Below are 26052 nucleotides of genomic sequence, written 5' to 3'. Positions count from 1 at the left end.
GTCCTGATCGACATCCCCGCGATGGGGCCTGCGCGACGGCGGGACGGTGGCCAGCGGCGCCGCGGGGGGCGGCCTCCGCCGCTATTGCTGAGACGCCTCTCCGGACCGCTGGTTGCGCAGGGCGTAGCGGACCGCGTCGGCGCGGGAATGGAAACCGGCTTTGGCGAACAGGTTGTTGATGTGCGTTTTCACCGTGGCCTCGCTGATCACCAATTTCGCCGCGATTTGCGGGTTGCGCAGGCCCTCGCCGATGAGCCCGAGGATCTCGCGTTCCCGCGCGGTCAGGTCGACGCCCCGGTCCTCGGGCGGCGCGCCCGGCATGGGCCGAGAGGCCAGGGTGAGCAGGCGGCGCTGCACCGCGGGGGCGAGCACGGTCTGGCCCTGGGCGGCGGTGCGCACGGCGTGCAAGATTGTCGCGCGGCCGGCCTCCTTGGTCAGGTAGCCGCTCGCGCCCGCGTGGAGCGCGGCAAGGATCGACTCGTCGTCGTCGAAGGTGGTCAGCACGAGGACGGTGGTGTCCGGTTCGGCCCGGTGGATCCGTCCGGTCGCCTCGACCCCGTCCATGACCGGCATGTTGAGGTCCATCAGCAGCACGTCCGGGTGGTACCGCTCGGCGGCCTCCACGGCTTCCGCGCCGTTGGTCGCGGTGGCCACGACGGTCACGTCCTCGGCGAGACCGAGCATGACCGCGAGCGCCTCGCGGACGGTTGCCTGGTCGTCGACGACGACCAGGGTGATCGTGCGGTCCTCGGTCATCGGGGCAGCTCCAGTTCCACGGTCCAGCCGCCCTCCCGGGTCGGCTCGGCTTGCAGGGTTCCACCGAGCAGGGCGGCGCGTTCGCGCATCCCGACGAGGCCGACCCCGGTGCCGCCGGCCAGGTCGGTGCGCAGGTCCTCCGTCGCGGGCCCGTTGCGCAGGGTCAGGGTGACGCGCTCGTCGGTGAAGGCCAGGCGCATGCTGCGCTCCGCGCCCGGTGCGTACTTGGCCGCGTTGGTCAACGCCTCCTGCGCCGCCCGGACCATCGTGTGCGTCGCCTCGGCGCCGACCGCGGCAACCTCGCCGGCGATCGCGAAGTCGACCGCGTTGTGTTCGGCGAGTTGGCGCAGGGTGTCCGGCAGCGACAGGGTGTCCTCGCGCAGCGCGTGCACGGCGCGGCGGGTCTCGCTGATGCTGTCCACGGCGAGTGCGCGGGCCTTGCGGATGGCCGCCCTCGCCTCTGACTCGTGACCGCCCTCGTGCAGTGCGTCGGCCATGTCCAGTTGCAGCGCGATGCCGGACAGCGAGTGGCCGAGCACGTCGTGGATCTCACGGGCGATCCGGCCGCGTTCGATCAGCGCCGCCTCGCGCGCCTCGGATGCCGTGGCGCGCTGGGCCTCCTCGGCCGCGAGCTGCGCGCTGTGCAGGGCGTCGAGTCGGTCCCGTTGGGATATTCCGATGTAGACGGGCAGGCCGACGGTCAACGCCACCCACCATGGCCATTGCGATGCGTTGGGCGCAAGCAACTCGACGAGCCGGGTAGCGCCGGACGCGACGACCGCACCGGCCACGGCGACACCGATGGCGGCCTTGCGGGAGGCGAGTTTCCCGCCCGCCGCCGAGGCGGCGAGGTAAGGGAAGAACGCCGCCGTCGTCGTCTGATGTGCGAGCGGCAACAGTAGCGAGCCGAGCAGCACGTAGGCGGTCATCGCGGCGAGTTGCTGACGGCTGGTCAGCCGTGTCCACGGCAACAGCGTGCCGACCGCGGCGATCGAGGCGAGGATGAACAGAGGCAGCGCGACCGGCGGGAACAGGATGCGGCTGTAGGGCCACTGGGCAATGGTGCCGACGATCGTGGCGAGCGCGAGGAACGGCCGGATCAGCTCGTCCCGGAAACGTTCGGGGCGAGCCGCCGGCCGCTGTTCCGTCACGGTCATGGTCCTGGGATTCCCGTCCTCATCGGCGGCAGTCGCGAGGCTGGTCGAGCCGAGTGTTCCATCCGGCCGCCCGGTGGTCACCGTACGGGTGGTCACCGTACGGGTGGTCACCGCGGTTGGTCAGGCTGCGCTGCGGGTCGTTCAGGAACGGGAACATCTGGTGCGGGGCGCCGTCTTGGCCCTGGGTCCACATCACCGGGTGATTGTTGCGCAGCGCGCGGTAGAGCACGACGAGACCTTCGGCGAGGATGCCGAGCCCGAGGGTGAGCAGCAGGCTGTTGCCAACCGCGCCCGGGTCCTTCGAGTCGATAGCGCCGAGTGCGAGGTTCACGCCGAACTTGATCGCCAGGTTCACCACCCACAGCACGACCGTGACCCCGGTGTAGCGGACGAACGCGAGGCCCTCCCGCTGGGAGATGTGTACGCTCGCACCGCGCAGCGCACCGAGGACGACGCTGATCGCGGCGGTGGCGACCAGGAACAGCAGCGAAAGCGGCGTCTTCACCTGTCCGGACACGTCTGACAGGCCGATCAGGCTCAGCACGGCCGGCAGGATCAGTATCCGCTTGGCCTGTGCGGGCTCTCCCATCACGCGCCGGACCAGCAGGTAGCCGACCGCGGCCAGGATCAACACGATCTCAACGGGACCGCTCATCTCGATGACCTCCACTCGATGTTGTTCCGATGCCCGGAAAAGTACGGCTGACCCACGTCGATGTCGTGCGGCGAGCGCTGTATCTCCGGGTGGAGGACCGTCTCCACCCGGGTCGACTCCGGCGCGCCGTCTCGTTCGGGACGTTCCGGCCGGTGCCGCGGGCGCGAGACCGGTCACCGGGTCGGCAACCATCACGCTCCTCAACTCCGTTGCCGGCGATCAGGCCGGCTCGACCGAGGACACGAGCGGGACAGCGGCGGCGCGGCGGGCGCGAACCCGCCTGCGTACCGGTCGGTGAACATCGCGGGAACGCCGAATCCGACGAGCTGGTGGGCGAGCCTGAACAGAATGCTCGCGACAAAGGCAGCTCGCCGAAATAGCCGACCTTGCCGGTGTCCAAACACGAGGGAAAGCGCGATCCAGGGCACGAAACCACGCAAGCAACTCATCGGACTCCCATTCCCCTCATCGGACGGGAGCACGAAAACAAACGGCGTTCACCTCATCGAGTAGCCCGTTCCGTAGGGCCATTCCCGGCCCGCTGTCCTGCGGTGCGCGCCCTGCGCATACCAGCACGCCGACCGTCGGGTGGAGACATCTGTCCACCCGAATCTACGGCGATCGCCGCATGACGATCAACGTCGCCGAACGTAACGTCGTCCCCGATCGAAAAAGGAAATGTTCCCGACCGTCACCGGAATCATTTCGCGGCTCGGGAACATGTTCGAACTGTTTCCCGCCACACGACCGACTGGGAGTTCACATGCCACAGACCTCGTCCGATCCGGCCACCCCCACCGAAACCCGGTCCCGCGGACGGCGACTCAACCCGGCCTCGCGTGCGATGGTCACCACGCTCTTCTACGACATCGGCCTTTCGGTGAACGCCTACTTCGTCGCCGAACTGCTCGGGGCGAGCAACTACCTCGCCCTGCTTGTCGGCACCGTCGTCTCCGGCCTGCGCATGCTCTGGGTGGCGGTCCGGCAACGCAGGCTCGATCCATTCGCGCTGTTCCTGCTCGCCCTGTTCGGTGCGGGCCTCGCGCTGAGCTTCGTCACCGGCGATCCCCGCTTCATTCTCGCCAAGGACTCGACGATGTCCTGCGCCGCCGGCCTGGTCCTCGTCGGCAGCTGCATCATCAGACGCCCACTCGCCTACTACGCTGCCCAGCGCTTCGCCCGCTCGGCCGGCAACGCGCAGCACGAGGAATTCCAGTCCACCGCGAAGACCACTGCCATGCGGGCCCGCTGGTTCCGCGCCTCCCTGGTCTGGGGGATCTCGCTGCTGGTCGACGCCGGCCTGCGCATCGCGGCCATCTACCTGCTGCCGATAGGACTCGCCGCCAACGTCTCGCAGATACTCATGATCGCCGTCTACGGCCTGCTCATCCTGTGGACCATCCACTCGGCGAAGAAGGCGCAAGCCGCACCGCAAACCATGGTCGAGTTGTGACGACCCCCGTACTCGCAGGGGCCGGTGTGCCGCCGGAGCCGGTTTTTCCAACCCGACGTGGAGCCCAGGTGGAGTCGGGTTCTCCGCCCAAGGTACGGCAGCGAGATCACGAAGGGCGGCGAGCCCGGCCGCCTGAGCAACCTGCGCCTGATCGTCGATCCGCCGAAGTACCGGCCGAACACGCTGCGGCCCGGACCCGAGGAATTCCGGGTCGGCTACGATGGCATTACCGGCTGACCACGGCCCACACGCGCTGGAGGGTCCTCCAATGCCTTTCGGCGCTCCTGTGCCCGGTGGACGAAGATGTCGTGAAGGTCGCGGGCGGCTCGAGGGGCCGACCCGAAGCGCCGGTACTGGATGACCATCAGCACTTCGGTCGAGTCGTCCGCCATGGGCCGGTAGGTGATGGCGCCGCTGCGCTCCAGGGGATCGTCCCGCACGCTGAAGTCTGGCAGCACCGTCACGCCGAGTCCCTCGGCGACCATGAGCTTGCCCATCTCCGCACCGTCGGTCGAATAGGAGAAGGACGGCGAGCGGCCCTGCAACAGGCGGTGGACGAATCGGTGCATGACGTATCCCGACCGCATCACCACCAGCGGCTCGCGGAGCAGATCGTCCACGCCCAGCACCTCCAGCGCGGCCAGCGGGCTGTCGGGCCGGACGCAGGCGATGGGACGCCCCCGTAGCAGTTCGGTGGTCTGCAGCTCGGGCGGAAAGTCGTCACCGCGCAGGTAGTTGACCAGTCCCAGGTCGAAACTGCCATCCAGCAGGGACTGATGGATCTCCGCCTGCTGCGAGGCGACAACTTCGACCTGCGTCATGGGATGCGCGGCCCGGAACTCCCGGATAGCAGGGACGAGCAACGGCACTGTGGCCGCGTTGACCGTGCCGAGGCGCAGCATGCGGGTGGTGTGGTGATGTTCGTGGGCTGCGCGGCGCAGCCGGTCGACCGCCTCCAAGACGCCGGTGATATGAGGCAGCAGCTCGCGGCCCTCATCGCTGATCTTGGCTACGGAGCGCCTGCGGTCCAGGAGTTCGACGCCCAGTTCTCGCTCCAGGTTGCGGACGGTCTCACTCAACGCCGGTGGGGAGAGGTGGAGTTCCCCGGCAGCGCGGCGCAGCGAGCCGAGGCGGGTGATCGCCTCGATGTACTCCAGCTGTTCGATCCGCATCGCGAGAGACTCCGTTCGATGTAAGGGAAACCCTATCAGGCGCTCGTAGATGCCTACTCGACCCGACCACCTCCCCTTGGCTACCCTCACGGACATGAAGAAGCGACTGGGACTCACGCGTCGACGCCACGTCGACCTGGTGCGTGTGTCCAGCGCCGTCTGTCGCTGTCGCCGCGTGGCCTGAGACGCCCGCCTGGCCAGTGCCGGGCCTGCGTGCCGACAGCCTTCGGTGCACTCGCGACGTCCTGGACTGGTCCTCCTCGGACTGGACAAGCCCTGCCCGCTACGCGCGTGATCGCAGGGTTCCGGCAGGTCCGGCCATGCTCCCCATCTCGCCGCACTCCGTCTCCCGGCACTCCGTCTCCCGGCACTTCGTGGCCCTGCACTCCGTCTGACCGCGCGTGGACCGCCCCCCGCGTGCCGATGCAGCAAGAGCGCTCCCTTGCCTCTCGTCCCCGTTTCCCCTTCCGTTCCCTGGAGTTCGCCATGTCCCAAGCCCACGCTCCCGATCCGGTCCGCTTCGCCTACTGGGTCCCCAACGTCAGTGGGGGCCTGGTCACCAGCAAAATCGAGCAGCGCACCGACTGGACCTACGACTACAACCGGCGGCTGGCCGTGCTCGCCGAGAACAGCGGCTTTGACTACGCACTCAGCCAGGTCCGCTACATGGCCAGCTACGGAGCCGAGTACCAGCACGAGTCGACCAGCTTCAGCTTGGCGCTGCTCTTGGCCACCGAGCGCCTGAAGGTGATCGCCGCGGTGCATCCGGGTCTGTGGCATCCCGGCGTGTTGGCCAAGTTGGGTGCCACCGCGGACCACCTGTCCGGCGGGCGCTTCGCCGTGAACGTGGTGAGCGGTTGGTTCAAGGGCGAGTTCACCGCTCTCGGTGAGCCGTGGCTGGAGCACGACGAGCGCTATCGCCGTTCCGAGGAGTTCATCCGCGCGTTGCGCGCGATCTGGACCGAGGACCACGCCGAACTTGCCGGCGACTTCTACCGGATTCGCGACTTCTCCCTCAAGCCCAAGCCGCTCAACACGCCTGACCGCCCCCACCCGGAGATCTTCCAAGGCGGCAACTCGACCGCAGCCCGGGCCATGGCCGGCCGGGTCTCGGACTGGTACTTCAGCAACGGCAAAGACTTCGCGGGGGCCACCGAGCAGATCCAGGACGTGCGCTCCTCCGCCGCCGCGGCAGGCCGCACGGCCCCCCGCTTCGGCCTCAACGGCTTCCTCATCGCCCGCGACACCGAGGCCGAGGCCCGCGACACCCTGCGAGAGATCATTGCGAAGGCCGACACCGAGGCAGTGCACGGTTTCGGCGCCGCCGTGAAGCAGGCGGGCCAGTCCACGGCCGACGGCAGGGGCATGTGGCAGGACTCCTCCTTCGAGGATCTGGTGCAGTACAACGACGGCTTCCGCACCGGCCTCATCGGCACGCCCGAGCAGATCGCCGAGCGGATCGTCGCCTACAAGCACCTGGGGGTGGATCTCTTCCTGCTCGGCTTCCTGCACTACCTGGAAGAAGTGGAGTACTTCGGCCAGAGGGTCCTCCCTCTGGTACGCGAACTGGAAGCCCAGCAGCCCGACGCCGAGCCCGAGCCCGCCGCGTCCCTGGCCTGAGGCCCCGCCCACCACCTCACTCCCGGTGTGCCCATGCCCACCCTGTCCTGCAACGGGCCCATCGGGTCCGCATTCCCCTCCCGTTCCGAAAACGAGGCACGCATGGCCACCGTCCTGTCCGTCTCCGGCAGCCCCTCCGCCACCTCGCGCACCGCCCGTCTGCTGCGCCATCTCGACGTCCGGCTCTCGGCCCAGGGGCACACCGTGCTCGCGCTCGACGTCCGCACCCTCCCCTCGGAGGCGCTGCTGGGCGCCGACGGCTCCCACCCGGCGCTGGTCCGGGCCGCCGAGCTGTTCGCCCGCGCCGACGGAGTCGTCATCGGCACCCCCGTCTACAAGGCTGCCTACTCGGGCCTGTTGAAGTCGCTGCTGGACCTGCTCCCCCAGTACGCGCTCGAGGGCAAGACCGTGCTCCCTCTGGCGACCGGCGGAACCACCGCACACGTGCTGGCCATCGATTACGCGCTGCGCCCAGTGCTGTCCTCGATGGGAGCCGCGCATATCGTCCAGGGCTGGTTCGTCCTGGACCGGCATATCACCGTCAACACCCACGGCTCAGTGACCGTGGAACCCGCCACGGCCGAGGCCCTGCACCGGACCGTCGACCAGTTCTCCGCCGCCCTCGACCGCAACCCGCAGCCATTGGCAGCTAACTGAGCTCCGTCAGCAACTGCGCATCCCACTCCTGCCCGCCCCCGGAGGTACGCCCGTGACCGCGATCGGCTTCCCGAACACACCGCCCGCCGCTTCCGCGCACGTGATCCGCGACGGCGACGAGGCCCTTGGCATCGCTGCCGAGCTCTGCGAGGAGTTCCGGCCCGGAGCCTCGCAACGCGACCTCGACCGCGCCCTGCCCCATGCGGAGCTGGATCGGCTCTCCGCAAGCGGCCTGCTCGCCGTGACCGTCCCCGCCGAGTACGGCGGCGCGGACGTGAGCGCCCAGGTCCTCGCCCGGGTGATCCGGCTGCTGGCGACGGCCGACCCCAGCCTGGCGCAGATCCCGCAGAACCACTTCGCCTACGTCAACGTGCTGCGCGAGCAGGGAAGTCCGTTTCAGCAGGCCTTCTTCCTCGGGCAGGTGCTGGCCGGCCGCCGGTTCGGCAACGCCCAGTCCGAAGCCGGCACCCAGCACGTCCAGGACATCCGGACCCGGCTGGAGCGCGAACCCGACGGGTCGTATCTGCTCAACGGGCTCAAGCACTACTGCACGGGCGCACTCTTCGCGGACTGGATCCCCGTGCTGGCCCGCGTGTCGGAGGAAGGGGACGAGGTCGGACAGCTGCACGTTGCCTACGTGCCCCGCAATGCGCCGGGAGTGACCGTGGTCGACGACTGGGACGGCATGGGCCAGCGCACCACCGCCAGCGGAACCGTCCGGCTGGTACGCGTACGCGTCCCGGCCGAGCACATCGTGGCGCATCACCTGACCTTCACCGGGCCGCAACTGCACGGCGCGCTCGCCCAGTTGCTGCACGCGGCCATCGACGCCGGTATCGCGGCCGGGGCGCTTGCCGAGGCCGTGGCCTTCGTACGCACCAAAAGCCGGCCCTGGTTCGAAAGCGGAGTGGCAGTAGCAGCCGACGACCCGCTGCTCATCCAACGCTTCGGCGAGCTCGGCCTGCAGGCACAGGCCGCCGACGCACTGCTCGACGCCGCCGCCCGCGCCGTGGACGCGGCCCGAGCAGACCTCACCGACGACTCCGCGGCGCAAGCCTCCATCGCCGTGGCCGCCGCCAAGGCCTTCACCTCGACCGCTGCCGTGCAGATCTCCGACGCGCTGTTCGAGGTGAGCGGCACCCGCTCGGCCCTCGCCGGCCTGAACCTGAGCCGCCACTGGCGCGACGCGCGTACGCACACTCTGCACGACCCTGTCCGCTGGAAGGTGCAGCACATCGGGCGGTACGTGCTGAACGGCACCCGCCCGCCGCGCCACGGCCTGCTGTGACCCCCGACCCCACCGGCGCCAGGAGACATCGTGAGTCTGACCTTCCATTGGTTTCTGCCCACCAACGGCGACAGCCGCCATGTAGTCGGCGGCGGCCACGGCGTGCCGACCGGCGCCGCCGGAGGACAGCGCCACGCCACCCTCGCCTATCTCGCCCAGATCGGCCGCGCCGCCGAGCAGCTCGGCTTCGTCGGCGCGCTCACCCCCACGGGCGCCTGGTGCGAGGATGCCTGGCTGACCACGGCCATGCTCAGCCGCGAGACCGAGCGGCTGAAATTCCTGGTCGCCTTCCGGCCTGGCTTCGTCGTACCCACCCTGGCCGCCCAGATGGCCGCCACCTTCCAGCGCCACACCCAGGGGCGGCTGCTGCTCAACGTGGTGACCGGTGGCGAGAGCCACGAGCAGCGTGCGTACGGCGACTTCCTGGACAAGGACGCCCGCTACGCCCGTACCGACGAGTTCCTGCAGATCGTGCGGCAGCTGTGGGAGGGCAAGTCCGTCGATTTCTCCGGCACGCACCTCAGCGTCGAGCAGGCACAGCTGTCCCGGCTCCCGGAGCCGGTGCCGCCGATCTACTTCGGCGGCTCCTCCCCCGCGGCCGGCGAGGTCGCCGCCCGACGCAGCGACGTCTACCTGACCTGGGGCGAACCGCCCGAGCAGGTCGCCGCGAAGGTCGCCTGGATCCGCGAACTGGCGCAGCGCCATGGCCGCAATGTGCGCTTCGGCATCCGCCTGCACGTCATCTCGCGCGACACCAGCGCGCACGCCTGGGCCGAGGCCCAACGGCTGCTGGACGGGTTCGACCCTCAGGACGTCCGCGCCGTCCAAGAGGGCCTGGCCCGCAGCGAGTCCGAAGGACAGCGGCGCATGCTGGCCCTGCACGGCGGGCGCGCCGACCGCCTGGAGGTCTCACCGAACCTGTGGGCCGGGATCGGCCTGGTCCGCGGCGGTGCGGGGACGGCGCTGGTCGGCAGCCACGCCGAGGTCGCCGAACGGATCACCGAATACCACCGCAGCGGCATCGACGAGTTCGTCCTGTCCGGTTATCCGCATCTGGAGGAGGCCTACTGGTTCGGCGAGGGGGTCCTGCCGCTGCTGACCCAGGCCGGGCTCTGGTCGCACCCGGAGAGCGACCGCGAGGAGCCCGCCCCCGAGGTGCCCTTCGCCGCAGGGCTTCCCCGTTGAGCGCTCCCGCGACTCCGCCAAGGACCTGGATCGCCGCCGGTGGAGAGCCCCCGAGGAGGTGGCCGAGTCGGTGCTGCTGACGGTCTCCGAACTCGTCCCCAACGCCGTGGAGCACGCCCGCGCCGATGACCTTCGAATTGAGCCGTGACTTGGGCGCCGGGCGGGTGCATGTGGAAATCTCGGACGGAGGTACGCTGATGCCGCGTCACTTCATGGGCGGGGGAACGGAGTCCCGGACTGCCCTCTAGTCAGGCACAGGCCGCGTCAGGCATGATCTCGCGGCGTCTTCTGACCGAGAGGATTGCCCATGGTTCCCACTCTGCGCCGCCCCTGGATGGCAGCCCTGGCTGCACTGGCCGCCGCCATCGCCTGCCTTGCCGCCCCGGCCGACGCCGCGACGGGCGCGGCGAGTGCGGCGAGTGCGCGTACGCATGCCGCTCCCGCCATCAGCCCATCGCAGCATGTCGTGGCGTACTACCAGACGCAGTACGACAATGGCTCCTACGTTTCGCCGACATCGTTGTCCGGCATAGCCACCGACATCGACGTGGCCGCCTTCCACCTCGACAGCGACGGCACCGTCCACCTCAACGACGACCCGCCGTCGGCCGCGAAGTTCGCCCCCATGTGGTCCGACCTGGCTGCGCTCCAGCAATCGGGGGTGCACGTTGAGGCGATGCTCGGCGGCGCGGCGCAAGGGACGTACGCCAATCTGCACAACGACTTCAACACGTACTACCCCCTGCTCCGGGACACCCTGAAGACGTATCACTTCGACGGCGTGGACCTGGACATCGAGGAGACCTTCTCCCTCGCCGACACCGAGCACCTCATCACGCAGTTGCGCGCCGACTTCGGCAACGGGTTCATCATCACCATGGCACCGGTGGCGACCGACCTGTCGGGAGGCTCGACCTTCTCCGGCGGCTTCGACTACCGCACGCTGGAGAGCGACATGGGCTCCCAGATCAACTGGTACAACGCGCAGTTCTACTGCGGCTGGGGCGATCTGTCCTCCACAACGGACTACGACAGCGTGGTGGCCAACGGCTTCAGCCCTTCCCGCGTGGTCACGGGCGCGGTGACCAACTCCGCCAACTGCTCCGGGTACGTCGACCCGACGACGCTGGCCGACACCGTGCGCTCCCTCGTCGGTGAACATCCGGACTTCGCAGGCGTGGCCGGCTGGGAGTACTTCAACGCGGTCGGCGTGAATGGCGGCGGCCCGGCGAGCTGGTACCAGAACGTGAGGGACGCGATGGGCTGAGCCCTCCCGCCTCGGGGCGGCAGGGGTGTCGCTGCCGCACCGGCAGCTCTCGGGCCCGGTGACATCGAACCCCGCCGGCAGCCGGCCCGGACCATCGGGATGAGCATGATCGGCCGTCCGAGGTGCTTCCCGGCTATCGCGGTTCCACGCCCCGTACGCTTCCTTCGTCAGGGCAGGTGCCGGAAGGGAACGGAGCTGCGGTGCGGGTATTGCAGGGCGTCGCCGGGGCCGTCATCGTGCTCGGGATCTTCTCCTCAGTGCTGCGGACACTGGTGATCCCCCGGCCGACGCGTTCCGGTTTCACCCAGGTCGTGCAGCGCCTGGTGCACAGGCCGTTCCAGCTACTGGCCAACCTGATGAGCAGCGCCGAGGCGAAGGACCGGGTCCTCGGCCCGGTGGCACCGCTCGCCATCCTCGTCACACTGGTCAGTTGGCTGGTGTGCTTCGTGGTCGGCTATGCACTGCTCGAGGCGGCGGTCAGCGGGTTCGGCATCAGGGATGCCCTGGTGGAGTCCGGCTCCTCGCTGTTCACGCTCGGGTTCGCCAGCAGCAAACGGACGACGCTCACCGTCGTCGACTTCTGCGCCGCAGCCACCGGACCGATCGTCGTCGGACTACAGGTCGGCTATCTGCCCACCCTGTACGGCGCCTACCAGCGCCGCGAGACCGAGGTCACGCTGTTGCAGGCCCGTGCCGGGAGCCCGCCCTGGGGGCCGGAGATCCTCGCGCGATACGCCCAGGTGGAGCTGCTGGACGTCCTCACCGACCTCTTCCGCAACTGGGAGCGATGGAGCGCCCAGGTGAGCGAGAGCCACACCACATATCCCATCCTCGTCCACTTCCGCTCCCCCAAGGCGACCCGCAACTGGCTGATCGCCCTGCTCGCCGTGATGGACGCCGCTGCACTGCGGCTGGCGTTCAACCCCTCGCTGCCGAAGACCGAGGTACGGATGGCACTGCGGGCGGGTTTCGTCTGTCTGCGCGACATTGCCGACATGAAAGGCATCCCGTACGCCCAGGATCCCCACCCGGACGACCCGATTGAACTCAGCTACGAGGACTTCCTGCGGGGCGTGGCACGGATGGAGGAGCAAGGCTATCCGCTGCAGCGCACGCCACAGGAGGCATGGCCGCACTTCCGCGGCTGGCGAGTGAACTACGAAGCCCTCGCCTACCGGCTGGCACGGGACATCGACGCCGTCCCAGCACCGTGGTCCGGCGCACGCCGCACACCGGTGGCCATCCGCGCCCCGCTCACCCCGGTCGACCGTCGTCCCGTGGGCTAGGTGTACTCGGTCGACAAGGGGACGGGAGTCCTTCCCGCCCGCGCAAAAAGTGTGTGCGCCCGGCACCCGCCGGGACCGGACGTCGTGCCGAGAAGGGGCGCGAACTCCGGCGTTCGTTTCCCCCGGTCAGGTCCAGCCCAAGGTGGAGGGGCCATGTACAGGCCGAACCCGATGACCAGCCGGCACAGGGTCCGCGCCACGGGGCGGGATGCGGTCACGTGGCGGTGCCGCACGATGACCACGTCGACTACGTCCACGACGGACACCGCCTCCCTGGACTCCCTGGACTTTGAAAATGAAAATGATTACCCTTTCGCCTGCGGCCGAGATGCGCCGCCAGGTCGTCACGGGTGAAGGGAAACTCCAGGATGGGTACTCGCTTGATGTCACGCGGTCGCCGGGCCGCGGCCGGAGCCGCCATAGTCGGGGCGGTGCTGCTCAGCGCCGGGTGTTCGAACTCGTCCGCGAGCACGTCGTCGAACGGCAGCGCGGGCGGCTCGGGGAAGAAGATCGTTGCGGTCGGGGCGGAGAACGAGTACGCGGACGTCATCAACCAGATCGGCGGCCAGTACGTCTCGGTGACAGGGATCATGAGCAACCCCAACACCGACCCGCACACCTTCGAGGCGGACCCGAAGGTCGCACACACTGTCAGCACTGCCCAGCTCATCGTCCAAAACGGCATCGGCTACGACGACTTCATGAGCAAGATCGAGCAGGCATCCGGGAGTTCCAGCCGCCAGGTGATCAACGTGCAGAAGCTGCTGGGCCTGCCCGACTCCACGCCGAACCCGCACCTGTGGTACAAGCCGACGACGATGCCCGCAGTGGCCAAGGCCATCGCCGACGACCTCGCGACGATCGACCCGTCACACAAGGCGTACTACCAGGCCAACGTCACCAAGTTCGACGACTCGCTGCAGTCCTGGAACCAGGCGATCACGCAGCTCAAGTCCGCCTACCCCGGCGCACCGGTGGCGACCACCGAGCCGGTGGCCGACTACCTGCTTGACGCGGCCGGCATCAAGAACCTGACGCCCTGGGCCTTCCAGACCGACGTGATGAACGGCACCGACCCCTCACCGCAGGACGTCGCTACCGAGAAGAGTCTTTTCACCCAGCACAAGGTCAAGGCGTTCGTCTACAACCAGCAGGTCACCGACACACTGACCCAGTCGCTGCTGACGCTGGCCAAGCAGAACAACATCCCCGTCGTCGGGGTCTACGAGACCATGCCGACCCCGGGTTACACCTACCAGTCCTGGATGAACGCCGAGGTCTCCGCGCTCAACGGCGCGCTGGGTCACGGCCAGTCGGCGCCGACGCTGTGATGAGCGGCGACGAGACGACGCTACGCGGTGACGTCCTCGCCCTCGAGGGCGTCAGCGTGTGGTTGGGCGGACGCCAGATCCTCGATGAGGTGTCATTCACGCTCGCCCCGGGTGATTTCGCCGGTCTCATCGGTTCCAACGGCGCCGGGAAGACGACGATTCTGCGCATCATCATGGGGCTGCAGGAGCCGGCCGAAGGCAAGGTCCTGGTCGACGGCCGCAGGCTGGGCCGGCGCAATCGCTCGGTCGGCTACGTCCCGCAGAAGGTGCTGATCGACCCCGATGCCCCGCTGCGCGCCCGCGACCTGGTCGCCCTGGGGCTCGACGGTGAGCGGGTGGGGCCACGTATCCCGTCCCGGCGGCGTCGGCAGCTGGTCGACGAGATGCTGGAGGCGGTGGACGCCGCACGGTTCGCCGACGCCCGCGTCGGCAACCTCTCCGGCGGCGAGCAACAGCGGGTGCTGATCGCCCACGCGCTCATCAGCCGTCCGCGGCTGCTGCTGATGGACGAGCCGCTGGCCAACCTCGACATCCGCAGCGGTCAGGAGATCGTCGACCTGCTCGCACGCATCGCGTGCGAGCAGCACATCGCCGTCCTGCTCTCCGCGCACGACATGAACCCGCTGCTGCCGGTGATGGACCGCGTCGTGTACGTCGCCGGGGGCCGGGTGGCGGCCGGGACGACCAATGAGGTCGTGCGCACCGAGGTGTTGAGCAAGCTGTATGGCCATCCGGTCAATGTCCTTCGGGTCGACGGACGTGTCCTGGTCGTCTCCGGTTCGGACGTCTCGCTCGAAGCGGTCCCGCGTCAGCCACAGCCGGGACGGCCGGCCGCCGAGGCAACGGGTCGCCGAGGCGGTGGTGACGTGTGATGGGGGGCGTCGTCAACGCCGTCTTCGCTCCCGGGTTCTTCCACAGCGACCCGGTGCGCACGGCGCTCATCGCCGGAGCCATCGTCGCGCTCGTCTCCGGCGCGGTCGGGGTGATCACCGTGCTGCGCGGACAGTCGTTCGCCGGGCATGCCCTGAGCGCGCTGGGCACCCTCGGTGGCTCCGCCGCGTTCCTGGTCGGTGTCAGTCCCCTGTGGGGTTTCCTCACCAGCGGCGTCGTCGTGGCGGGAGCAATGGAGGCCGTCGGCACGCAGCGGCGGCGCGGCCGTGACGTGGCGACCGGTCTCGTGCTGAGCACCGCGCTCGGACTGTCAGCGCTGCTGCTGTACTTCGACACGATCGCCAACAGCACGACGGGGGTGACCATCACCATCCTGTTCGGCTCCCTGTTCGCGATCAGCGGCATCACCGTGCCGGCCATGATTCTGCTGAGCCTCGTCTGTCTGGCGGTCCTCGCTCTGCTGTACCGCCCGCTGCTGCTCAGCTCGGTCAGCGCCGAGTTGGCAGCGGCCCGCGGCATCCCGGTGCGGGCACTGGGCCTGGCCTTTTTGCTGCTCATGGCGCTGTCGGCCGCCCTGTCCTCGGTGGCCGTGGGCACCATCCTCAGCACCGCGCTGTTGATCGGCCCTGCCGCGACTGCACTGCGGTTGACCAGACGACCGGCCATGGCCATGGCCGTGGCCGGTGCCATCGGCGTGATCTCAACCTGGGCCGGGATCGTCCTGGCCTACGACAGCTACCACTGGGCACCGGCCGGTAAGGGGTGGCCAGTGAGTTTCTTCGTGGTGGCCGTGATCTTCACCCTGTACCTGGTCGCCGACCTCGGAACCCGGCTACAGGCCGCCCGCGCCCGCGACCGCCGCACCGGATCACCGGCCGCGGCCCAACCACTGGCAACGGTGAGGTCAAGCTGACATGTTCGCGGACTACATGGTCAACGCCTGGGACGTGGCCACCATCGTCGCCATCGTCGCCCCTGTCGTCGGGTTCTTCGTCGTCCTGCGCGGCTCGGCATTCGTCGCCCACGCCGTGCCGGAGGCGGCCTTCGCCGGAGCGGCCGGAGCGAGCCTGATAGGGCTCAACACCGTCGTCGGGCTAGGAGTGTTCTCGCTGGGTGCCTCACTCTCCATCGGCCTGCTCGGACGACGGGGCCGACATGACGTGGTGACCGCTCTGGCCCTGGTGCTGATGCTCGGCATGGGATCTCTGTTCCTCAGCTGGAGCACCGAATACGCACCGGAGATCTACTCGCTGCTGTTCGGCGAGGTCCTCGGCGTCAGCAGCAACGAGATAGGCATCACCGCGCTGCTCGGTGCGCTGTGCCTGGCCGCGGTCGCTGCACTCTACCGGCCGCTGCTGCTCACCTCGGTGGTACCGGAGATCGCAGCGGCACGGGGAATCCGCAACCACCGCATCGACATGGCCTTCCTTGCCATCGTTGCCCTGGCGACCACCACGGCCGTGCCCGTCGTCGGCGCGCTGCTGATGTTCAGCCTGATGATCGGGCCCCCGGCCGCGGCGCGTTGTATCACCGACGAGCCGCTGCGCACCATGGCGCTGTCGGTCGGGATCGCCCTTGCGACCGTCTGGGCATCGATCGCCGCCGCGTACCAGACCGACTGGCCCATCGGTTTCTTCGTGACCGCCTTCGCCTTCGTCGGCTACGCGCTGGCACACGTGCTCCGTTGGGCCCGCGAAGGCTATGCGAGGATCCGGGCCCGCAAGCCGCTTCCGGGCGGCAGCGCGGCATGACCAGCTCACCGCCGCCCGACAGGCGGCGGCCTGACCACATCACGGGGCAGTGAGAACGTGACTGATGCCAAACGCCCAATCCCCGCTCCCCCACGGCCCGACGACGTCAAATTGCTGGGACGCCCTACTCCACAGCGCTCCGAGGTGCTCCACGCCTTCATGCGCTGCGAGGACTTGGTCAGCGCCCAGACCTTGCACGCCGCCCTGGTCGCGGGTGGCGCGCGGGTGGGCCTGAGCACCGTCTACCGGACCCTGACCGCCCTCGCCGCCACCGGCCGGGCGGACGTCGTCCGCGACTCCAACGGCGAACGGCTCTTCCGCTACCGCCCGGACTCCCATCACCGCCACTACCTGGTCTGCCGACGGTGCGGCCTGAGCCTCCCGCTGGAATCCGACGCGGTGGAGACCTGGGCCGATCAGATCGCAAAGACGACCGGGTTCGCAGACGTCCAGCACACCGTGGAGCTGACCGGCATCTGCGCGGCCTGCCACGCCACCGCGTGACACCGCACGTCGCAATGTGACACGGTGGCGCCGACGATCGTGCCCCCGGGCGTCAGGCAGTCGGTACGCCGTCCAGGCGCCCTTGGGAAGGCTTCGCACCCTCGCGCATTGCGTGCCGGCGGCTGGGTAGGCCGGCCCGGAAGCACCGGCCTACCCCCTTTCAACCCCGCGGTCAGGCGGCGCGCTTGATTGCTGCGCCCCTCCCCCGGCTGTTCTCCCGTTCGGATGCCTCGATCGCGTCGATCAGTGACATGCGGGCCCGGGCGACCCGGGAGCGTACGGTGCCGACGGGACATCCGGTGGCGGCGGCGGCTTCCGCGTACGGCAGGCCGAGCAGGCCCGTCAGGATGAACGCCTCTCGGCGCTCGTCGGGGAGCGCGTCCAGCAGCTCGGCCAGCACTACGCCTTCCTCGAAGCCGGGCAGTCCACGGGGTTGTGCGAGTTCGGCGGCCAGTTGCCAGTCGGCCGTATCGGACAGGCGGGGCCGGGCTGCGGCGAAGCGGATGCGGTCTATCACCGTCCGCCGTGCGATCGACAGCAGCCAGGTACGGGCAGAGGAGCGGCCTTCGAACCGGGGCAGGCTGCGCAGTACTCGCAGATATGTCTCCTGGGTCAGGTCGTCGGCGGCCTGCGGGTCGGCGCTGAGGTACGCGACGTAGCGCCGTACGTCCTGGCGGGTGGCGCGGACGAAGCGCTCGACGGCGTCGGGGTCGCCGTCGCGTGCGGCGAGCGCCAGTGCCGTCGTCGACTCGTCATCGCGCGCCTGAGCGGATCGTCCCGGTGCACACGTGCCTGATGGGAGCGATCGGCATCGGTCAGTCGGGACAGGTGTCAGGGCAGGGGTCATCCCTCAAGGTCCTTCGCTGGATCCGGGCAGCGTTCAGGCGGCCCGGTGACATGGGGCTACGGCCGCGGTCAGGGCGCACGCGCGCTGACGGCGTGCGTCCTCGCGGCCGCCACGGGACCTGACACGGGCGCACGTCAGCGCCAGCGCGCCCCGTACGGGCACGCCGCTGCGTGGCACGGCGTCAGTGGCTTCAGCTGTCAGGCGACAGCAATCCGGCGAGGCGGTCCCCGGGTGGTGATGGCGTGGACGAGGAGGCGCGACCGCAGGCGACGTGTCGACCAGTGGCGGTCGGCGCGGATCCGCGGCCGGTGCGGCGGCTCGGCGACCCGAATGACGAGCAGGAGCGGGGCGAACAGCCGGGCGGCCAGGGCACGGCCGATCCGGAAAGCCGAACGTTCGCCGTGGGCGAGCCACAGTCCGCTCAGCAGCGCGGCCAGCAGGTGGGCCGCCAGCATGCCGTAGGTGCTCCCGTGACCGGCCATGTGGGACATGCCCATAGAGGGCATCAAACCCATTGAGCCCATCCCAGGCATCGAACTCATTGAGCCCAATGAGCCGATGCTGGGCGGAGGCGAGCTGAGCTGGTGGCCGAGGCCCGCGGCCCGCACGAGGCGTTCAGCGGCAGCGGGTGACAGCGGCGCCGATGAACCATTTCCGCACAGCAGCACCTTCGCCCACTGCTGCGCCAGGGATTCGCCGTCACTCGACGTCCCCTCCGCCGCAACCTGCCCGAGGGAGAAGAGTGAGTGCAGGACGAACTCGGTCACCACGGTGAACGTCGTGACGAAGACCGGTCCTCGTTCGCGGCCCGTACAGCACCAGCCCACAGCCCCCGCGGCGGCGAAGGCGGCGGCCAGGGCCCACCACGGAATGTCTACCCCGGACATCATCACGTGGCCGAGAGCGGAGAGCAGCACACAGACGGCCGCGAACATCGCAGCGCGTGCCGCCCGAGAGTCCTGCCCCACATCCATAACTGCCTCATCGTTGCATCCACGTTTCGTGCCCTGACACCGGGGCGACGCAAGAATGGCGGGAACCGGTCGCGTACGGCGTCCGACCACCTTCCCGTGAAAGGCAGCAAGAGGCAGCAAGGCCCTTCGACCGCGGCGCCGTTGGACACCCCGGTCGTCGCCCTCGACGTGCGACTGCGCAGGGTCGGGTGCCGGCACGGTCGCCTGGAGGCCGTTGCAGGGGTGGACCTCGATGTGGTGGCCGGTGAACGGGTCGCGCTGACAGGTACAAACGGCTCAGGCAAGACCACGCTGCTGCGGGCTGTGCTGGGCCTGCATCGCCAGACCTCCGGCGAGATCCTGGTCGGTGGCCGCGGCTGCCGTACCGCAGCCGAGTGGGCGTGGCGGCGCCGCGCCTGCGCCTGGATCCCGCAGCGACCTGCCGCCGGGCGCTTCCCCTTGCTCGCCAGAGAGCTGCTCGCCAGCAGCGGTGCCCCGGCGGAGGCTGCCCGTGCCGCCGAGCAGCTGGGCGTGGACGAGCTGGCGGACCGGCCGCTGTCGAGCCTGTCGGGCGGGCAGTTGCAACGGATGCATCTGGCCAGGGCGGTGGGGTGCGTGGCCGCCGGGGCCGGGGTCGTGCTCGCCGACGAGCCGACCGCCGCGCTGGACTTCGCGGGCCAGGAGGAGACCGCCGAGGTGCTCAGCGGGCTGCCGGTGACACTGCTCGTGGTGACCCACGACCGGGCGATGGCCGAGCGGTGCGACCGGGTACTGGAGATGGCGGCGGGGCGCTTGCGGGAGGTCCGGTGAGCACTCTCGGCCAGGTGACGGGTCTGCTGCAACTCGTTCCCGTACAGCGGGCGGGAATCGGACTGCTGCTCGCCGCCCTTGGTTTGCCGGTCGTCGGCGTGTTGATCGTCGGGCTGGACATCATGCCGGTGCGGTTCGCGATGATGCACGTCGCGCTGCTGGGCATTGCGATCGGCCAGCTCGTCGGGCTCGATCCGGTGCTGTGCGCCCTGGTGGCCTGCGGGCTGGCGGGGGCTGGGGTGGCGCCGCTGGCCCGCACGGCCGACAGCCTGTCCGGGGCGATGGGGCTGTTGATGAGCCTGGCGATCGCCGCCGCGCTGCTGATGCTCGCGCTGTCCGGGGTGAACGCCAACGGGGCCTTCGCGTTGTTGTGGGGATCGATCCTCGCTGTGCGGCCTGTCGACCTCGGTGTGCTGGGCGTGCTGGCGGTGGCGGTGCCCGCGTTGTTCATCTGGCGTCGCCGGGATCTCGCGCTGCTGCTGCACGACCGGGAGCTGGCCTTGTGCTCGGGCGTGGCGGTGCAGCGGCTCATGGTGCTGCTGTTGGTCCTGGTGGCGGTCGCCGTGGCTGGGGCGATTCGGCTGACGGGCGCGCTCCTGGTGGACGCGCTCACGCTGCTGCCCGCGCTCGCCGCCCGACGCCTCGGACGCTCGCTTGGCTCGATCACCGTATGGGCCATCGGTATCGGCGCCGTGGTGAACGCCGCCGGCTTCCTGATCTCGCTGGCCTGGGACCTGCCGCCCGGGCCGATCCTCGTCCTCGCGGCGGGCGCGTTCGCCCTCGCCGCCCACCTGATACCCGAACGGAGAACCACCTCATGGCGCGTCCCCGCCTCCCCATCCGCTCCCTCACCGCACTGAGCGCGGGTCTGTTCCTGCTCACCGCCTGCGGCGGCACCGGCGGTTCCGGAAACAAGACGACCGAGGCGACGTCGGGTCCCGTGGTCGTGGCGACCTCCACGTGGGAGGCGGCGCTGGCGAAGGCAGCCGGGGCGAAGAACGTCAGGTACATCGTTCCGGCCTCGATCCGCCACGCACCGGACTACGACCTCAAGCCGTCCGACCTGACGGCGGTCGCGGGTGCCGACTACGTGCTCTACGCCTCCTTCGAACCCTTCGCCGGCCGCATCAAGGACGCGGCCGGCTCCAAGGCCAAGATGATCGAGCTGAACCTCGACAACGACCCGGCCACCACGCAGGCCGACGTGACGAAACTGGGCAAGCTGTTCGGCACCGAGCAGGCTGCCGCGAAGTGGAACGCGGATTTCTCCGCGCAGTGGAAGACCCTGGCGCAGAATGTGAGGTCCGCCTGGCCCGGCGGCAAGCCGCAGGTCGTGGTGACGGAGGTGTTCACCACCTGGGCGGCGAAGCTGGCCGGAGTGCAGCCTGCCGGTACCTACGGCCCGGCCGAGGTCACCCCGGCGCAGCTGTCCACCCTGTCGGCGAAGAAGCCCGCGCTCGTGCTGGACAACGAGAACATGTCCACCGGGACCGTGCTGCCGGGCTCCGGCGCCAAGCAGTTGGAGATCGTCAACTATCCTGGCGCAGATCTCGACCTGATGGCCGTTTACCGCAATGCGGCGCAGCAGATGGAGAAGGCGTTCGCCGGTTCCTGAGCTGAGACCTGAGCTGAGGCCTGAGCAGAAGCACGAGTTGAAGGCGAAAGGCGGGGCCACGAGCGGCGGCCCCGCCTTCGCCTGTCAGCCCGCGTCCTGTTCCCGTTCGGCGCGGAACGCAGCGGCAAGTCGGTCTCGTAGCGCGGCGCGGTCAGGTTTGCCCGCCGGGGTGAGCGGCAGTTCGTCCTTCACGATCAGCAGCCGTTCGGGGTGCTTGCGCCGCTCCAGACCGCGCGCTTCCAGGTGGGCGCACAGGCTCTCCAGCGTCGGCGCGCGCCCGGCCTTCGGCACCACGCAGGCGGCGAGTCGCTCGCCCATCAGGGGATCGGGCACGCCGACGCACATCACGTCCCGCACGTCCGGGTGCGAGGACAGTTCGCCGTCGACCTCGGCGGGGCTGATGTTCGCGCCGCCGCGTATCACGATGTCCTTGAGGCGTCCGACGACCCGCAGCATGCCGTGGGCGTCGAGCAGGCCCAGGTCCCCGGTGCGGACCCAGCCGTCGGCGGTGCGGTAGCGCATGTTCAGCTCGGGGGCGCCGACGTAGCACAGCGGAGTCATGGGGCCGCGCGCGAGGATCTCACCGGTGCCGGCCGCCGGATCGCTGCCGCGCGAGGGGTCGATGCGGATGTCGCAGACCGCCGGGTCCGGGCGGCCGGCCACGGTCCCGGGACCGTGGCCGGAGGGAAGCGCGCCGGTGAGGCCGGAGTGGCAGTTGACCCCGTCGGCGGACCCGTACAGGTTGACCACGACGCAGCCGAATGCTGTGGCGGCCTCCTCGCGGGTGGCGTCGTCGAGTGGCGAGCCGCCCAGTACGAGGGCGGTCAGGCCCTGGGAAGCCTGCCTCTCCCGTTGCGCCTGTTCGAGCATCATGCGGACCATCGTCGGAACGCCCAGGACGTGGGTCGGCCGGTGGGCGCGGATGGCCTGCAGCGTGGCGGCGGGCGTGAAGCGGTCGAGCAGCACGAGGGTGCCGCCGTGCCGGGCGAGGGTGACCGCGGTTCCGCTGCTGCCGAAGGCGGAGGCCAACGGGACCGGGAACAGGCAGCGTGGCGGTGTTCCGCCTGGCAGCAGGGCGGCGAGGAAGTTGCCGCGTCCGCCCGCGAGTGCGTTGTGCGAGTAGGCCACCATTTTCGGTTCGGCCTCGGAGCCGGAGGACACCAGGATCCGGGCCGCCGTGTCCGGGTCGGGGCGCACGGGCGTGAACGAGGCCGGATCAGCGTGCAGCAGGTCCTGCATGGACAGGCATCCGCCGGGTACGGGGCCGGGGCCTGTGGCGATCACGTGCCGGAGCCCGGGGAGTTCGTCGGCCAGGTCGACCAGTTCACGAGCATGCTCCACGCCGCGATGGCCGATCGCCGCGATCACCGCGCGCGCCCCGGACCGGCCCAGCAGCGACATCGCCTCCCGCCCGCCACGCCCGACGGGGAACGGGAGCGCGACCGCGCCGAGCGCCGCCAGGGCCAGGTCGGTGGCGACCGCGTCACGGCCGTTGGGCAGCTGCACGCCGACCACGTCCCCGGGACAGACCCCGGCTTCGCTCAGACCGGCGGCCAGACATCGGGCCTGGCGGTCCAGTTCCGCGTAGGAAACAGCTCCTTCGGAGTCGATCACGGCGATCCGTTTCGGGCCGGCGATGCGGTGTGCGCGGAACAGGGAGTACAGGTCGAGGTCGGGGTAGTGGCCTTCGGCCGCCCAGGTACGCCGTAGCGCGGCCGGGACCAGGTCGGGGAACCTTGGGATCGTCACGAGAACCTCCAAGGCGAGGGGACGGTGAGGGAGCCGTGCGCGTCATGGCCGAGGCTTGCGCGCAAACGCGGGTCGGCGGGCAGCGACGCCAAGTCTGTAGTGACGGCGGTGGCGGTCAAGCCGCTCTCGCGAAGAGCCGTCAACGCCTGATCGGTCGGCAACTCGGCGAGCTGCGGCGCGTGGGCCTGTGCCGCGGCGGCTGACTGGTCGGTCGGTGCGATCCATCCGTCGGCCGTTCGCAGGGGCTTCCGGAATCCAGCATGGCGGCGCTGGTGCCCGGCGGCCTTGGTCAGCGTCTCGGCGGCGCCCAGCAACGAGGACTCCACCTGTACGCCCGTGCCGGTCCGCTCGCGGAGCAGCAGTCCGGCCAGGATCGCCTCCGCGCCCAGCAGTCCGCCGAGCACGTCGATCAAGGTCATCAGGGAAGGGGCGGTCGGCTCGTCGGCGGAGCGCACCGCCTCGCCGATCCCCATGCGGGCCTGCACCATGAAGTCCGTACCGATCGGCGGATCGGGCAGCCTCCCGGCCCAGCCGCTGGTGTACGCGTACACCAAGCCAGGGTTGAGCGCCCCGAGGGTCTCGTTGTCCAAGCCGAGCTGCTCTGCCTTTCCCGGAGCCCAGTTGTGCAGGAAGACATCCGCTCCGGCTGCCAGCTCAAGCAACTCGGCTTGCCCAGCAGGGGACTTGATGTCGATCTCGACGGCACGCTTGTGGCGGTTGAGTGCGAGCCAGCGGGCCGAGACGTCCAAGCAGCACGGCGGCATGCCCCGCAACGGATCTCCGCCCGGCGGCTCGATCCGTACTACGTCGGCACCCAGCAGGCGCAGCAGGTGCGCGGCAAGGGGAGCTTGGATGCGCCGGCCGGCTTCCAGCACGGTGAGCCCTGCCAAGGGGCCTCCCGGCTCGGGGGTGGGTCCTGCCGCTGTCCCTGCCCACTGTGTCGTACGGGCCTCTATGCGCCACGGCGGCCCGGGATCGGCCCCGCCGACGTCCAGGCGGTGGACGGCGCACACCTCGGCCCCCGAGATGGCGGCAGCCTGCTGTATTCGGGACCACGAGACGTCTCGGGTGATGGCGTGCAGGGCTTCGGGCAGTGGCGCGCATGCCGTGGCGTAACGGAACTGGAAGGGCGGCCAGCCGGACCGTATCGCTTCCGGCAGAGCGCCCAGTGCCCGCCAGAATCCGGCCCAGACGCCTGGCTCCAGGGCTTCCAGCTCGAAACGGGTCCCGTCAGCCGCCGTGAACGGCGGACCGCCGGGCGCGACGGGTACGGTTTCGGCCTCCGGCGCGCTCGCGGCGGCCAGGTACTGCGAGACCGTCAGCAGTGCGGCGCGGTCGGCCCCGGTGGACACGTGCCCCGCGCCGCGGCCGCGTGCATGCCCCACGAGGGCGGCCAGCAGCCCCGCAACCGTGAGCACCGACGCGCAAGTGGCCGCGTAGTCGACGGCGAGGCCACGGGGTGTTCCGTCGCGTCTGCCGTGCACGGCCATCACGCCGGTAGCGGCTTGGACGGTCGCCTCGTCGGCCGCGTCCGCATCGCGGAGCACGCCCGCCCATGCCGCGTTCGCGGTGACTTTGCCGAGTCCCGAACTATTGAGGGCGAATCGAGCGAGCCCGCCGCACGCAGGGCCGTCGTGGCACACCGTCGCCCCCAGTTCGCGAAGGTGACCCATCGCGGACGCGGTCAGTACGAGCGGTCCTGATACACGCACCGCCACATCCTCCAGCGGGCGCGCTGCCCGCAGTGCGGTCAGGGATCCCATGGCTCTCCTCTCCAGGTGGCAACCCACCACCCCGGTCGTACGAATGTGCGGGGAACCGGAGGGCGTTCGGCTCCGACCAATTGCACGGCGAGGAAGTCGGGCGACGTTCCTTGCTAGTTCCCGGTGAATGCGGAGGAAAGCCATGAACGTGATCAATAACGCACAGGGGTGCCTGTCAGGCCTGCACAGCCTGCCGGCCGGCCGGGCAGGGGTGTCAGAACTGCGCGACCGCGTGACGGCGTTCGTACGGGATCGCGTCATGCCGCACGAAGCCCTGCTCGACGCGGGCGGCCCGGAGGCGGCAGCTCGGCTGCGCGAGCTCCAGAGCGAAGCGCGAGGAGCGGGGTTGTGGGCGCTGCCGCTGCCCGTCGAACTCGGCGGCCAAGGGCTCAAATTGTCGTATTATGCGCACCTGGCTGAGGCCGAAGGGGCGAGCGACCACGGGCCTGCTGCCCTCGGCTCGGCGGCGCTCCTGGACGTCCTCATGCTCAGTGACCACGCCACCGATGCCGTGCGTGAGCGGTATCTGCACCGGATCGCGGCGGGCGAGCTGCGCGCCTGCTATGCCATGACCGAGCCGGACACCCCCGGAACTGACCCGTCCTTGACGACCACGCGCGCTGTCGCCGGGCCCGACGGCCTATGGACCCTCCACGGCCGCAAGTGGTTCACCTCGGGCGCGGGCGACGCCGACCTGGTCACCGTCATGGCCCGCACGGACGGCAGGGCACCTGGGACCGAGGGCCTGTCCCTGCTGCTCGTGCCCACGACTGCACCGGGCTTCCGGGTAGTCCGCGAGCTGCCGGTGCTTGGCGGCGGAGGCCAGTGGGAGATCGAACTCGACGGCGTGCGCGTACCGGCCGACCATGTGATCGGCCCGCGCGGACAGGCGCTGCGGGTCGCAGGCGAACGGATCCGGCTCGGCCGCCTCCTGCGCTGCCTGCGCTGGCTCGGCCAGGCGAACCGCGCCTTCGACCTCATGCGTGACCGCGCCCGGACGCGTCATCAGTCGCACGGTCCGCTGGCCGACCGACAACTCGTCCAGCAGCTGGTTTTCGACGCCCTGCTGGCCATCCGCAGCACCCGGCCCCTGGTCCACGAGGCGGTGGCACGCCTGGAGGCGGGTGAGGACGCACGTGTGGATACCGGCCTGGCCAAGGTCGCGGCGGCCCGGATGCTCCAGCACGTCGCCGACGCCGCCATCCAGGTCCACGGGGCGGCAGGCCTCGGTCCGGACACCCCGCTGCCCGCGCTCTTCCGTGCCGGGCGCGCGGCCCGACTCCTGGACGGGCCGGACGAGTTGCACGTCGCGGCGGTCGCGCGGCGAGTCCTGCGGAACTGA

General features: G+C 69.9%; 25 protein-coding genes. 17 read left to right on the top strand and 8 right to left on the bottom strand.

Annotation, left to right across the window (positions count from 1 at the left end; genetic code table 11):
* Nucleotides 1-81 precede the first annotated feature (81 nt).
* From NGB36_RS01335 to NGB36_RS01325, 3 genes are read right to left on the bottom strand one after another with little or no spacing between them, the layout of a single operon-like run.
* Nucleotides 82-756 (bottom strand): response regulator, encoded by a 675-nt coding sequence (locus NGB36_RS01335; protein ID WP_255918138.1) that lies wholly within the window; start codon nucleotides 754-756, stop codon nucleotides 82-84.
* Entirely contained in the window at nucleotides 753-1913 is a 1161-nt protein-coding gene (locus NGB36_RS01330) for a sensor histidine kinase (RefSeq protein WP_255918137.1), read from the bottom strand. Before NGB36_RS01330 ends, NGB36_RS01335 begins: the two co-directional genes overlap by 4 nt.
* A gap of 19 nt (nucleotides 1914-1932) precedes the next feature.
* Nucleotides 1933-2568, bottom strand: a complete 636-nt coding sequence (locus NGB36_RS01325; protein ID WP_255918136.1) for a hypothetical protein — start codon at nucleotides 2566-2568, stop codon at nucleotides 1933-1935.
* Nucleotides 2569-3331: 763 nt separating this feature from the next.
* Between NGB36_RS01325 and NGB36_RS01320 the strand changes: the two genes are divergently transcribed.
* On the top strand, nucleotides 3332-4021 hold the full coding sequence (locus NGB36_RS01320) for a VC0807 family protein (protein ID WP_255918135.1): 690 nt from the start codon (nucleotides 3332-3334) through the stop codon (nucleotides 4019-4021).
* Between the two features lie 215 nt (nucleotides 4022-4236).
* Here the strand turns inward: NGB36_RS01320 and NGB36_RS01315 are convergent, their stop codons facing one another.
* Nucleotides 4237-5193, bottom strand: a complete 957-nt coding sequence (locus NGB36_RS01315; protein ID WP_255918134.1) for a LysR family transcriptional regulator — start codon at nucleotides 5191-5193, stop codon at nucleotides 4237-4239.
* A gap of 49 nt (nucleotides 5194-5242) precedes the next feature.
* Here NGB36_RS01315 and NGB36_RS33615 point away from each other — a divergent pair, with 49 nt between their 5' ends.
* The 12 genes from NGB36_RS33615 (at nucleotide 5243) to NGB36_RS01260 (ending at nucleotide 16973) form a co-directional block, all read left to right on the top strand.
* Nucleotides 5243-5377: a putative leader peptide gene (locus tag NGB36_RS33615; RefSeq protein ID WP_372509346.1), complete on the top strand. Its 135-nt coding sequence runs from the start codon at nucleotides 5243-5245 to the stop codon at nucleotides 5375-5377.
* Nucleotides 5378-5679: 302 nt separating this feature from the next.
* Nucleotides 5680-6813 carry a dimethylsulfone monooxygenase SfnG gene (gene sfnG / locus NGB36_RS01310; protein WP_255918133.1) on the top strand — a complete coding sequence of 378 codons (1134 nt, stop codon included), beginning with the start codon at nucleotides 5680-5682 and terminating at the stop codon, nucleotides 6811-6813.
* Between the two features lie 102 nt (nucleotides 6814-6915).
* Nucleotides 6916-7470 (top strand): NADPH-dependent FMN reductase, encoded by a 555-nt coding sequence (gene ssuE, locus NGB36_RS01305; protein WP_255918132.1) that lies wholly within the window; start codon nucleotides 6916-6918, stop codon nucleotides 7468-7470.
* Between the two features lie 100 nt (nucleotides 7471-7570).
* Nucleotides 7571-8758, top strand: a complete 1188-nt coding sequence (locus tag NGB36_RS01300) for an SfnB family sulfur acquisition oxidoreductase (RefSeq protein ID WP_255918507.1) — start codon at nucleotides 7571-7573, stop codon at nucleotides 8756-8758.
* A 30-nt stretch (nucleotides 8759-8788) separates the two neighbouring features.
* Nucleotides 8789-9943 (top strand): LLM class flavin-dependent oxidoreductase, encoded by a 1155-nt coding sequence (locus NGB36_RS01295; RefSeq protein WP_255918131.1) that lies wholly within the window; start codon nucleotides 8789-8791, stop codon nucleotides 9941-9943.
* Between the two features lie 307 nt (nucleotides 9944-10250).
* Nucleotides 10251-11210, top strand: coding sequence for a glycosyl hydrolase family 18 protein (locus NGB36_RS01290; RefSeq protein WP_255918130.1), 960 nt, complete (start codon nucleotides 10251-10253; stop codon nucleotides 11208-11210).
* Between the two features lie 200 nt (nucleotides 11211-11410).
* Nucleotides 11411-12496: a hypothetical protein gene (locus tag NGB36_RS01285; protein WP_255918129.1), complete on the top strand. Its 1086-nt coding sequence runs from the start codon at nucleotides 11411-11413 to the stop codon at nucleotides 12494-12496.
* A 368-nt stretch (nucleotides 12497-12864) separates the two neighbouring features.
* Nucleotides 12865-13827 (top strand): metal ABC transporter solute-binding protein, Zn/Mn family, encoded by a 963-nt coding sequence (locus tag NGB36_RS01280; protein ID WP_255918128.1) that lies wholly within the window; start codon nucleotides 12865-12867, stop codon nucleotides 13825-13827.
* The gene (locus tag NGB36_RS01275; RefSeq protein ID WP_255918127.1) at nucleotides 13827-14699 is read left to right on the top strand and encodes a metal ABC transporter ATP-binding protein; all 873 of its coding nucleotides are present in this window, start codon (nucleotides 13827-13829) and stop codon (nucleotides 14697-14699) included. Before NGB36_RS01280 ends, NGB36_RS01275 begins: the two co-directional genes overlap by 1 nt.
* The gene (locus tag NGB36_RS01270) at nucleotides 14699-15631 is read left to right on the top strand and encodes a metal ABC transporter permease (RefSeq protein WP_255918126.1); all 933 of its coding nucleotides are present in this window, start codon (nucleotides 14699-14701) and stop codon (nucleotides 15629-15631) included. Before NGB36_RS01275 ends, NGB36_RS01270 begins: the two co-directional genes overlap by 1 nt.
* A 1-nt stretch (nucleotide 15632) precedes the next feature.
* Nucleotides 15633-16469 (top strand): metal ABC transporter permease, encoded by an 837-nt coding sequence (locus tag NGB36_RS01265; protein ID WP_255918124.1) that lies wholly within the window; start codon nucleotides 15633-15635, stop codon nucleotides 16467-16469.
* Between the two features lie 111 nt (nucleotides 16470-16580).
* Entirely contained in the window at nucleotides 16581-16973 is a 393-nt protein-coding gene (locus NGB36_RS01260; protein WP_255918123.1) for a Fur family transcriptional regulator, read from the top strand.
* 172 nt (nucleotides 16974-17145) lie between these two features.
* Here the strand turns inward: NGB36_RS01260 and NGB36_RS01255 are convergent, their stop codons facing one another.
* Together NGB36_RS01255 and NGB36_RS01250 are read right to left on the bottom strand one after the other, a co-directional pair.
* A complete protein-coding gene (locus NGB36_RS01255; protein WP_255918122.1) occupies nucleotides 17146-17820 on the bottom strand; it encodes a sigma-70 family RNA polymerase sigma factor in 675 nt (224 codons plus the stop codon).
* A gap of 197 nt (nucleotides 17821-18017) precedes the next feature.
* On the bottom strand, nucleotides 18018-18794 hold the full coding sequence (locus tag NGB36_RS01250; RefSeq protein ID WP_255918120.1) for a hypothetical protein: 777 nt from the start codon (nucleotides 18792-18794) through the stop codon (nucleotides 18018-18020).
* Between the two features lie 204 nt (nucleotides 18795-18998).
* On the opposite strand from NGB36_RS01250, the gene NGB36_RS01245 reads away from it, so the two are divergent.
* The 3 genes from NGB36_RS01245 to NGB36_RS01235 are packed head-to-tail and all read left to right on the top strand — an operon-like array spanning nucleotide 18999 to nucleotide 21198.
* Nucleotides 18999-19583 (top strand): ABC transporter ATP-binding protein, encoded by a 585-nt coding sequence (locus tag NGB36_RS01245; protein WP_255918506.1) that lies wholly within the window; start codon nucleotides 18999-19001, stop codon nucleotides 19581-19583.
* Nucleotides 19580-20443 (top strand): metal ABC transporter permease, encoded by an 864-nt coding sequence (locus NGB36_RS01240; RefSeq protein WP_255918119.1) that lies wholly within the window; start codon nucleotides 19580-19582, stop codon nucleotides 20441-20443. Before NGB36_RS01245 ends, NGB36_RS01240 begins: the two co-directional genes overlap by 4 nt.
* Complete coding sequence (locus tag NGB36_RS01235; protein ID WP_255918118.1) at nucleotides 20401-21198, top strand: ABC transporter substrate-binding protein; 798 nt, start codon at nucleotides 20401-20403, stop codon at nucleotides 21196-21198. The genes NGB36_RS01240 and NGB36_RS01235 overlap by 43 nt, the downstream gene beginning before the upstream one ends.
* 84 nt (nucleotides 21199-21282) lie before the next feature.
* Here NGB36_RS01235 and NGB36_RS01230 read toward each other — a convergent pair whose 3' ends face one another.
* Together NGB36_RS01230 and NGB36_RS01225 are read right to left on the bottom strand one after the other, a co-directional pair.
* Entirely contained in the window at nucleotides 21283-22947 is a 1665-nt protein-coding gene (locus tag NGB36_RS01230) for a class I adenylate-forming enzyme family protein (protein WP_255918116.1), read from the bottom strand.
* Complete coding sequence (locus tag NGB36_RS01225; RefSeq protein ID WP_255918115.1) at nucleotides 22944-24710, bottom strand: CoA transferase; 1767 nt, start codon at nucleotides 24708-24710, stop codon at nucleotides 22944-22946. The genes NGB36_RS01230 and NGB36_RS01225 overlap by 4 nt, the downstream gene beginning before the upstream one ends.
* Before the next feature lie 142 nt (nucleotides 24711-24852).
* Between NGB36_RS01225 and NGB36_RS01220 the strand changes: the two genes are divergently transcribed.
* Nucleotides 24853-26052, top strand: a complete 1200-nt coding sequence (locus tag NGB36_RS01220; RefSeq protein WP_255918114.1) for an acyl-CoA dehydrogenase family protein — start codon at nucleotides 24853-24855, stop codon at nucleotides 26050-26052.

It is taken from the genome of Streptomyces humicola (genome assembly GCF_024436035.1).
Lineage (GTDB): Bacteria > Actinomycetota > Actinomycetes > Streptomycetales > Streptomycetaceae > Streptantibioticus_B > Streptantibioticus_B humicola.
The sequence above is the reverse complement of the archived record's forward strand: the minus strand, read 5'-3'. Positions and strand labels throughout refer to the sequence as shown.

What these genes read in the sequence shown, in the direction of transcription:
- NGB36_RS01335 (WP_255918138.1), bottom strand. Translation starts at nt 756, where the DNA reads ATGACCGAGGACCGCACGATCACCCTGGTCGTCGTCGACGACCAGGCA.
- NGB36_RS01330 (WP_255918137.1), bottom strand. Translation starts at nt 1,913, where the DNA reads ATGACCGTGACGGAACAGCGGCCGGCGGCTCGCCCCGAACGTTTCCGG.
- NGB36_RS01325 (WP_255918136.1), bottom strand. Translation starts at nt 2,568, where the DNA reads ATGAGCGGTCCCGTTGAGATCGTGTTGATCCTGGCCGCGGTCGGCTAC.
- NGB36_RS01320 (WP_255918135.1), top strand. Translation starts at nt 3,332, where the DNA reads ATGCCACAGACCTCGTCCGATCCGGCCACCCCCACCGAAACCCGGTCC.
- NGB36_RS01315 (WP_255918134.1), bottom strand. Translation starts at nt 5,193, where the DNA reads ATGCGGATCGAACAGCTGGAGTACATCGAGGCGATCACCCGCCTCGGC.
- NGB36_RS33615 (WP_372509346.1), top strand. Translation starts at nt 5,243, where the DNA reads ATGCCTACTCGACCCGACCACCTCCCCTTGGCTACCCTCACGGACATG.
- sfnG (WP_255918133.1), top strand. Translation starts at nt 5,680, where the DNA reads ATGTCCCAAGCCCACGCTCCCGATCCGGTCCGCTTCGCCTACTGGGTC.
- ssuE (WP_255918132.1), top strand. Translation starts at nt 6,916, where the DNA reads ATGGCCACCGTCCTGTCCGTCTCCGGCAGCCCCTCCGCCACCTCGCGC.
- NGB36_RS01290 (WP_255918130.1), top strand. Translation starts at nt 10,251, where the DNA reads ATGGTTCCCACTCTGCGCCGCCCCTGGATGGCAGCCCTGGCTGCACTG.
- NGB36_RS01280 (WP_255918128.1), top strand. Translation starts at nt 12,865, where the DNA reads ATGGGTACTCGCTTGATGTCACGCGGTCGCCGGGCCGCGGCCGGAGCC.
- NGB36_RS01275 (WP_255918127.1), top strand. Translation starts at nt 13,827, where the DNA reads ATGAGCGGCGACGAGACGACGCTACGCGGTGACGTCCTCGCCCTCGAG.
- NGB36_RS01270 (WP_255918126.1), top strand. Translation starts at nt 14,699, where the DNA reads ATGGGGGGCGTCGTCAACGCCGTCTTCGCTCCCGGGTTCTTCCACAGC.
- NGB36_RS01265 (WP_255918124.1), top strand. Translation starts at nt 15,633, where the DNA reads ATGTTCGCGGACTACATGGTCAACGCCTGGGACGTGGCCACCATCGTC.
- NGB36_RS01255 (WP_255918122.1), bottom strand. Translation starts at nt 17,820, where the DNA reads ATGACCCCTGCCCTGACACCTGTCCCGACTGACCGATGCCGATCGCTC.
- NGB36_RS01250 (WP_255918120.1), bottom strand. Translation starts at nt 18,794, where the DNA reads ATGGATGTGGGGCAGGACTCTCGGGCGGCACGCGCTGCGATGTTCGCG.
- NGB36_RS01235 (WP_255918118.1), top strand. Translation starts at nt 20,401, where the DNA reads ATGGCGCGTCCCCGCCTCCCCATCCGCTCCCTCACCGCACTGAGCGCG.
- NGB36_RS01225 (WP_255918115.1), bottom strand. Translation starts at nt 24,710, where the DNA reads ATGGGATCCCTGACCGCACTGCGGGCAGCGCGCCCGCTGGAGGATGTG.
- NGB36_RS01220 (WP_255918114.1), top strand. Translation starts at nt 24,853, where the DNA reads ATGAACGTGATCAATAACGCACAGGGGTGCCTGTCAGGCCTGCACAGC.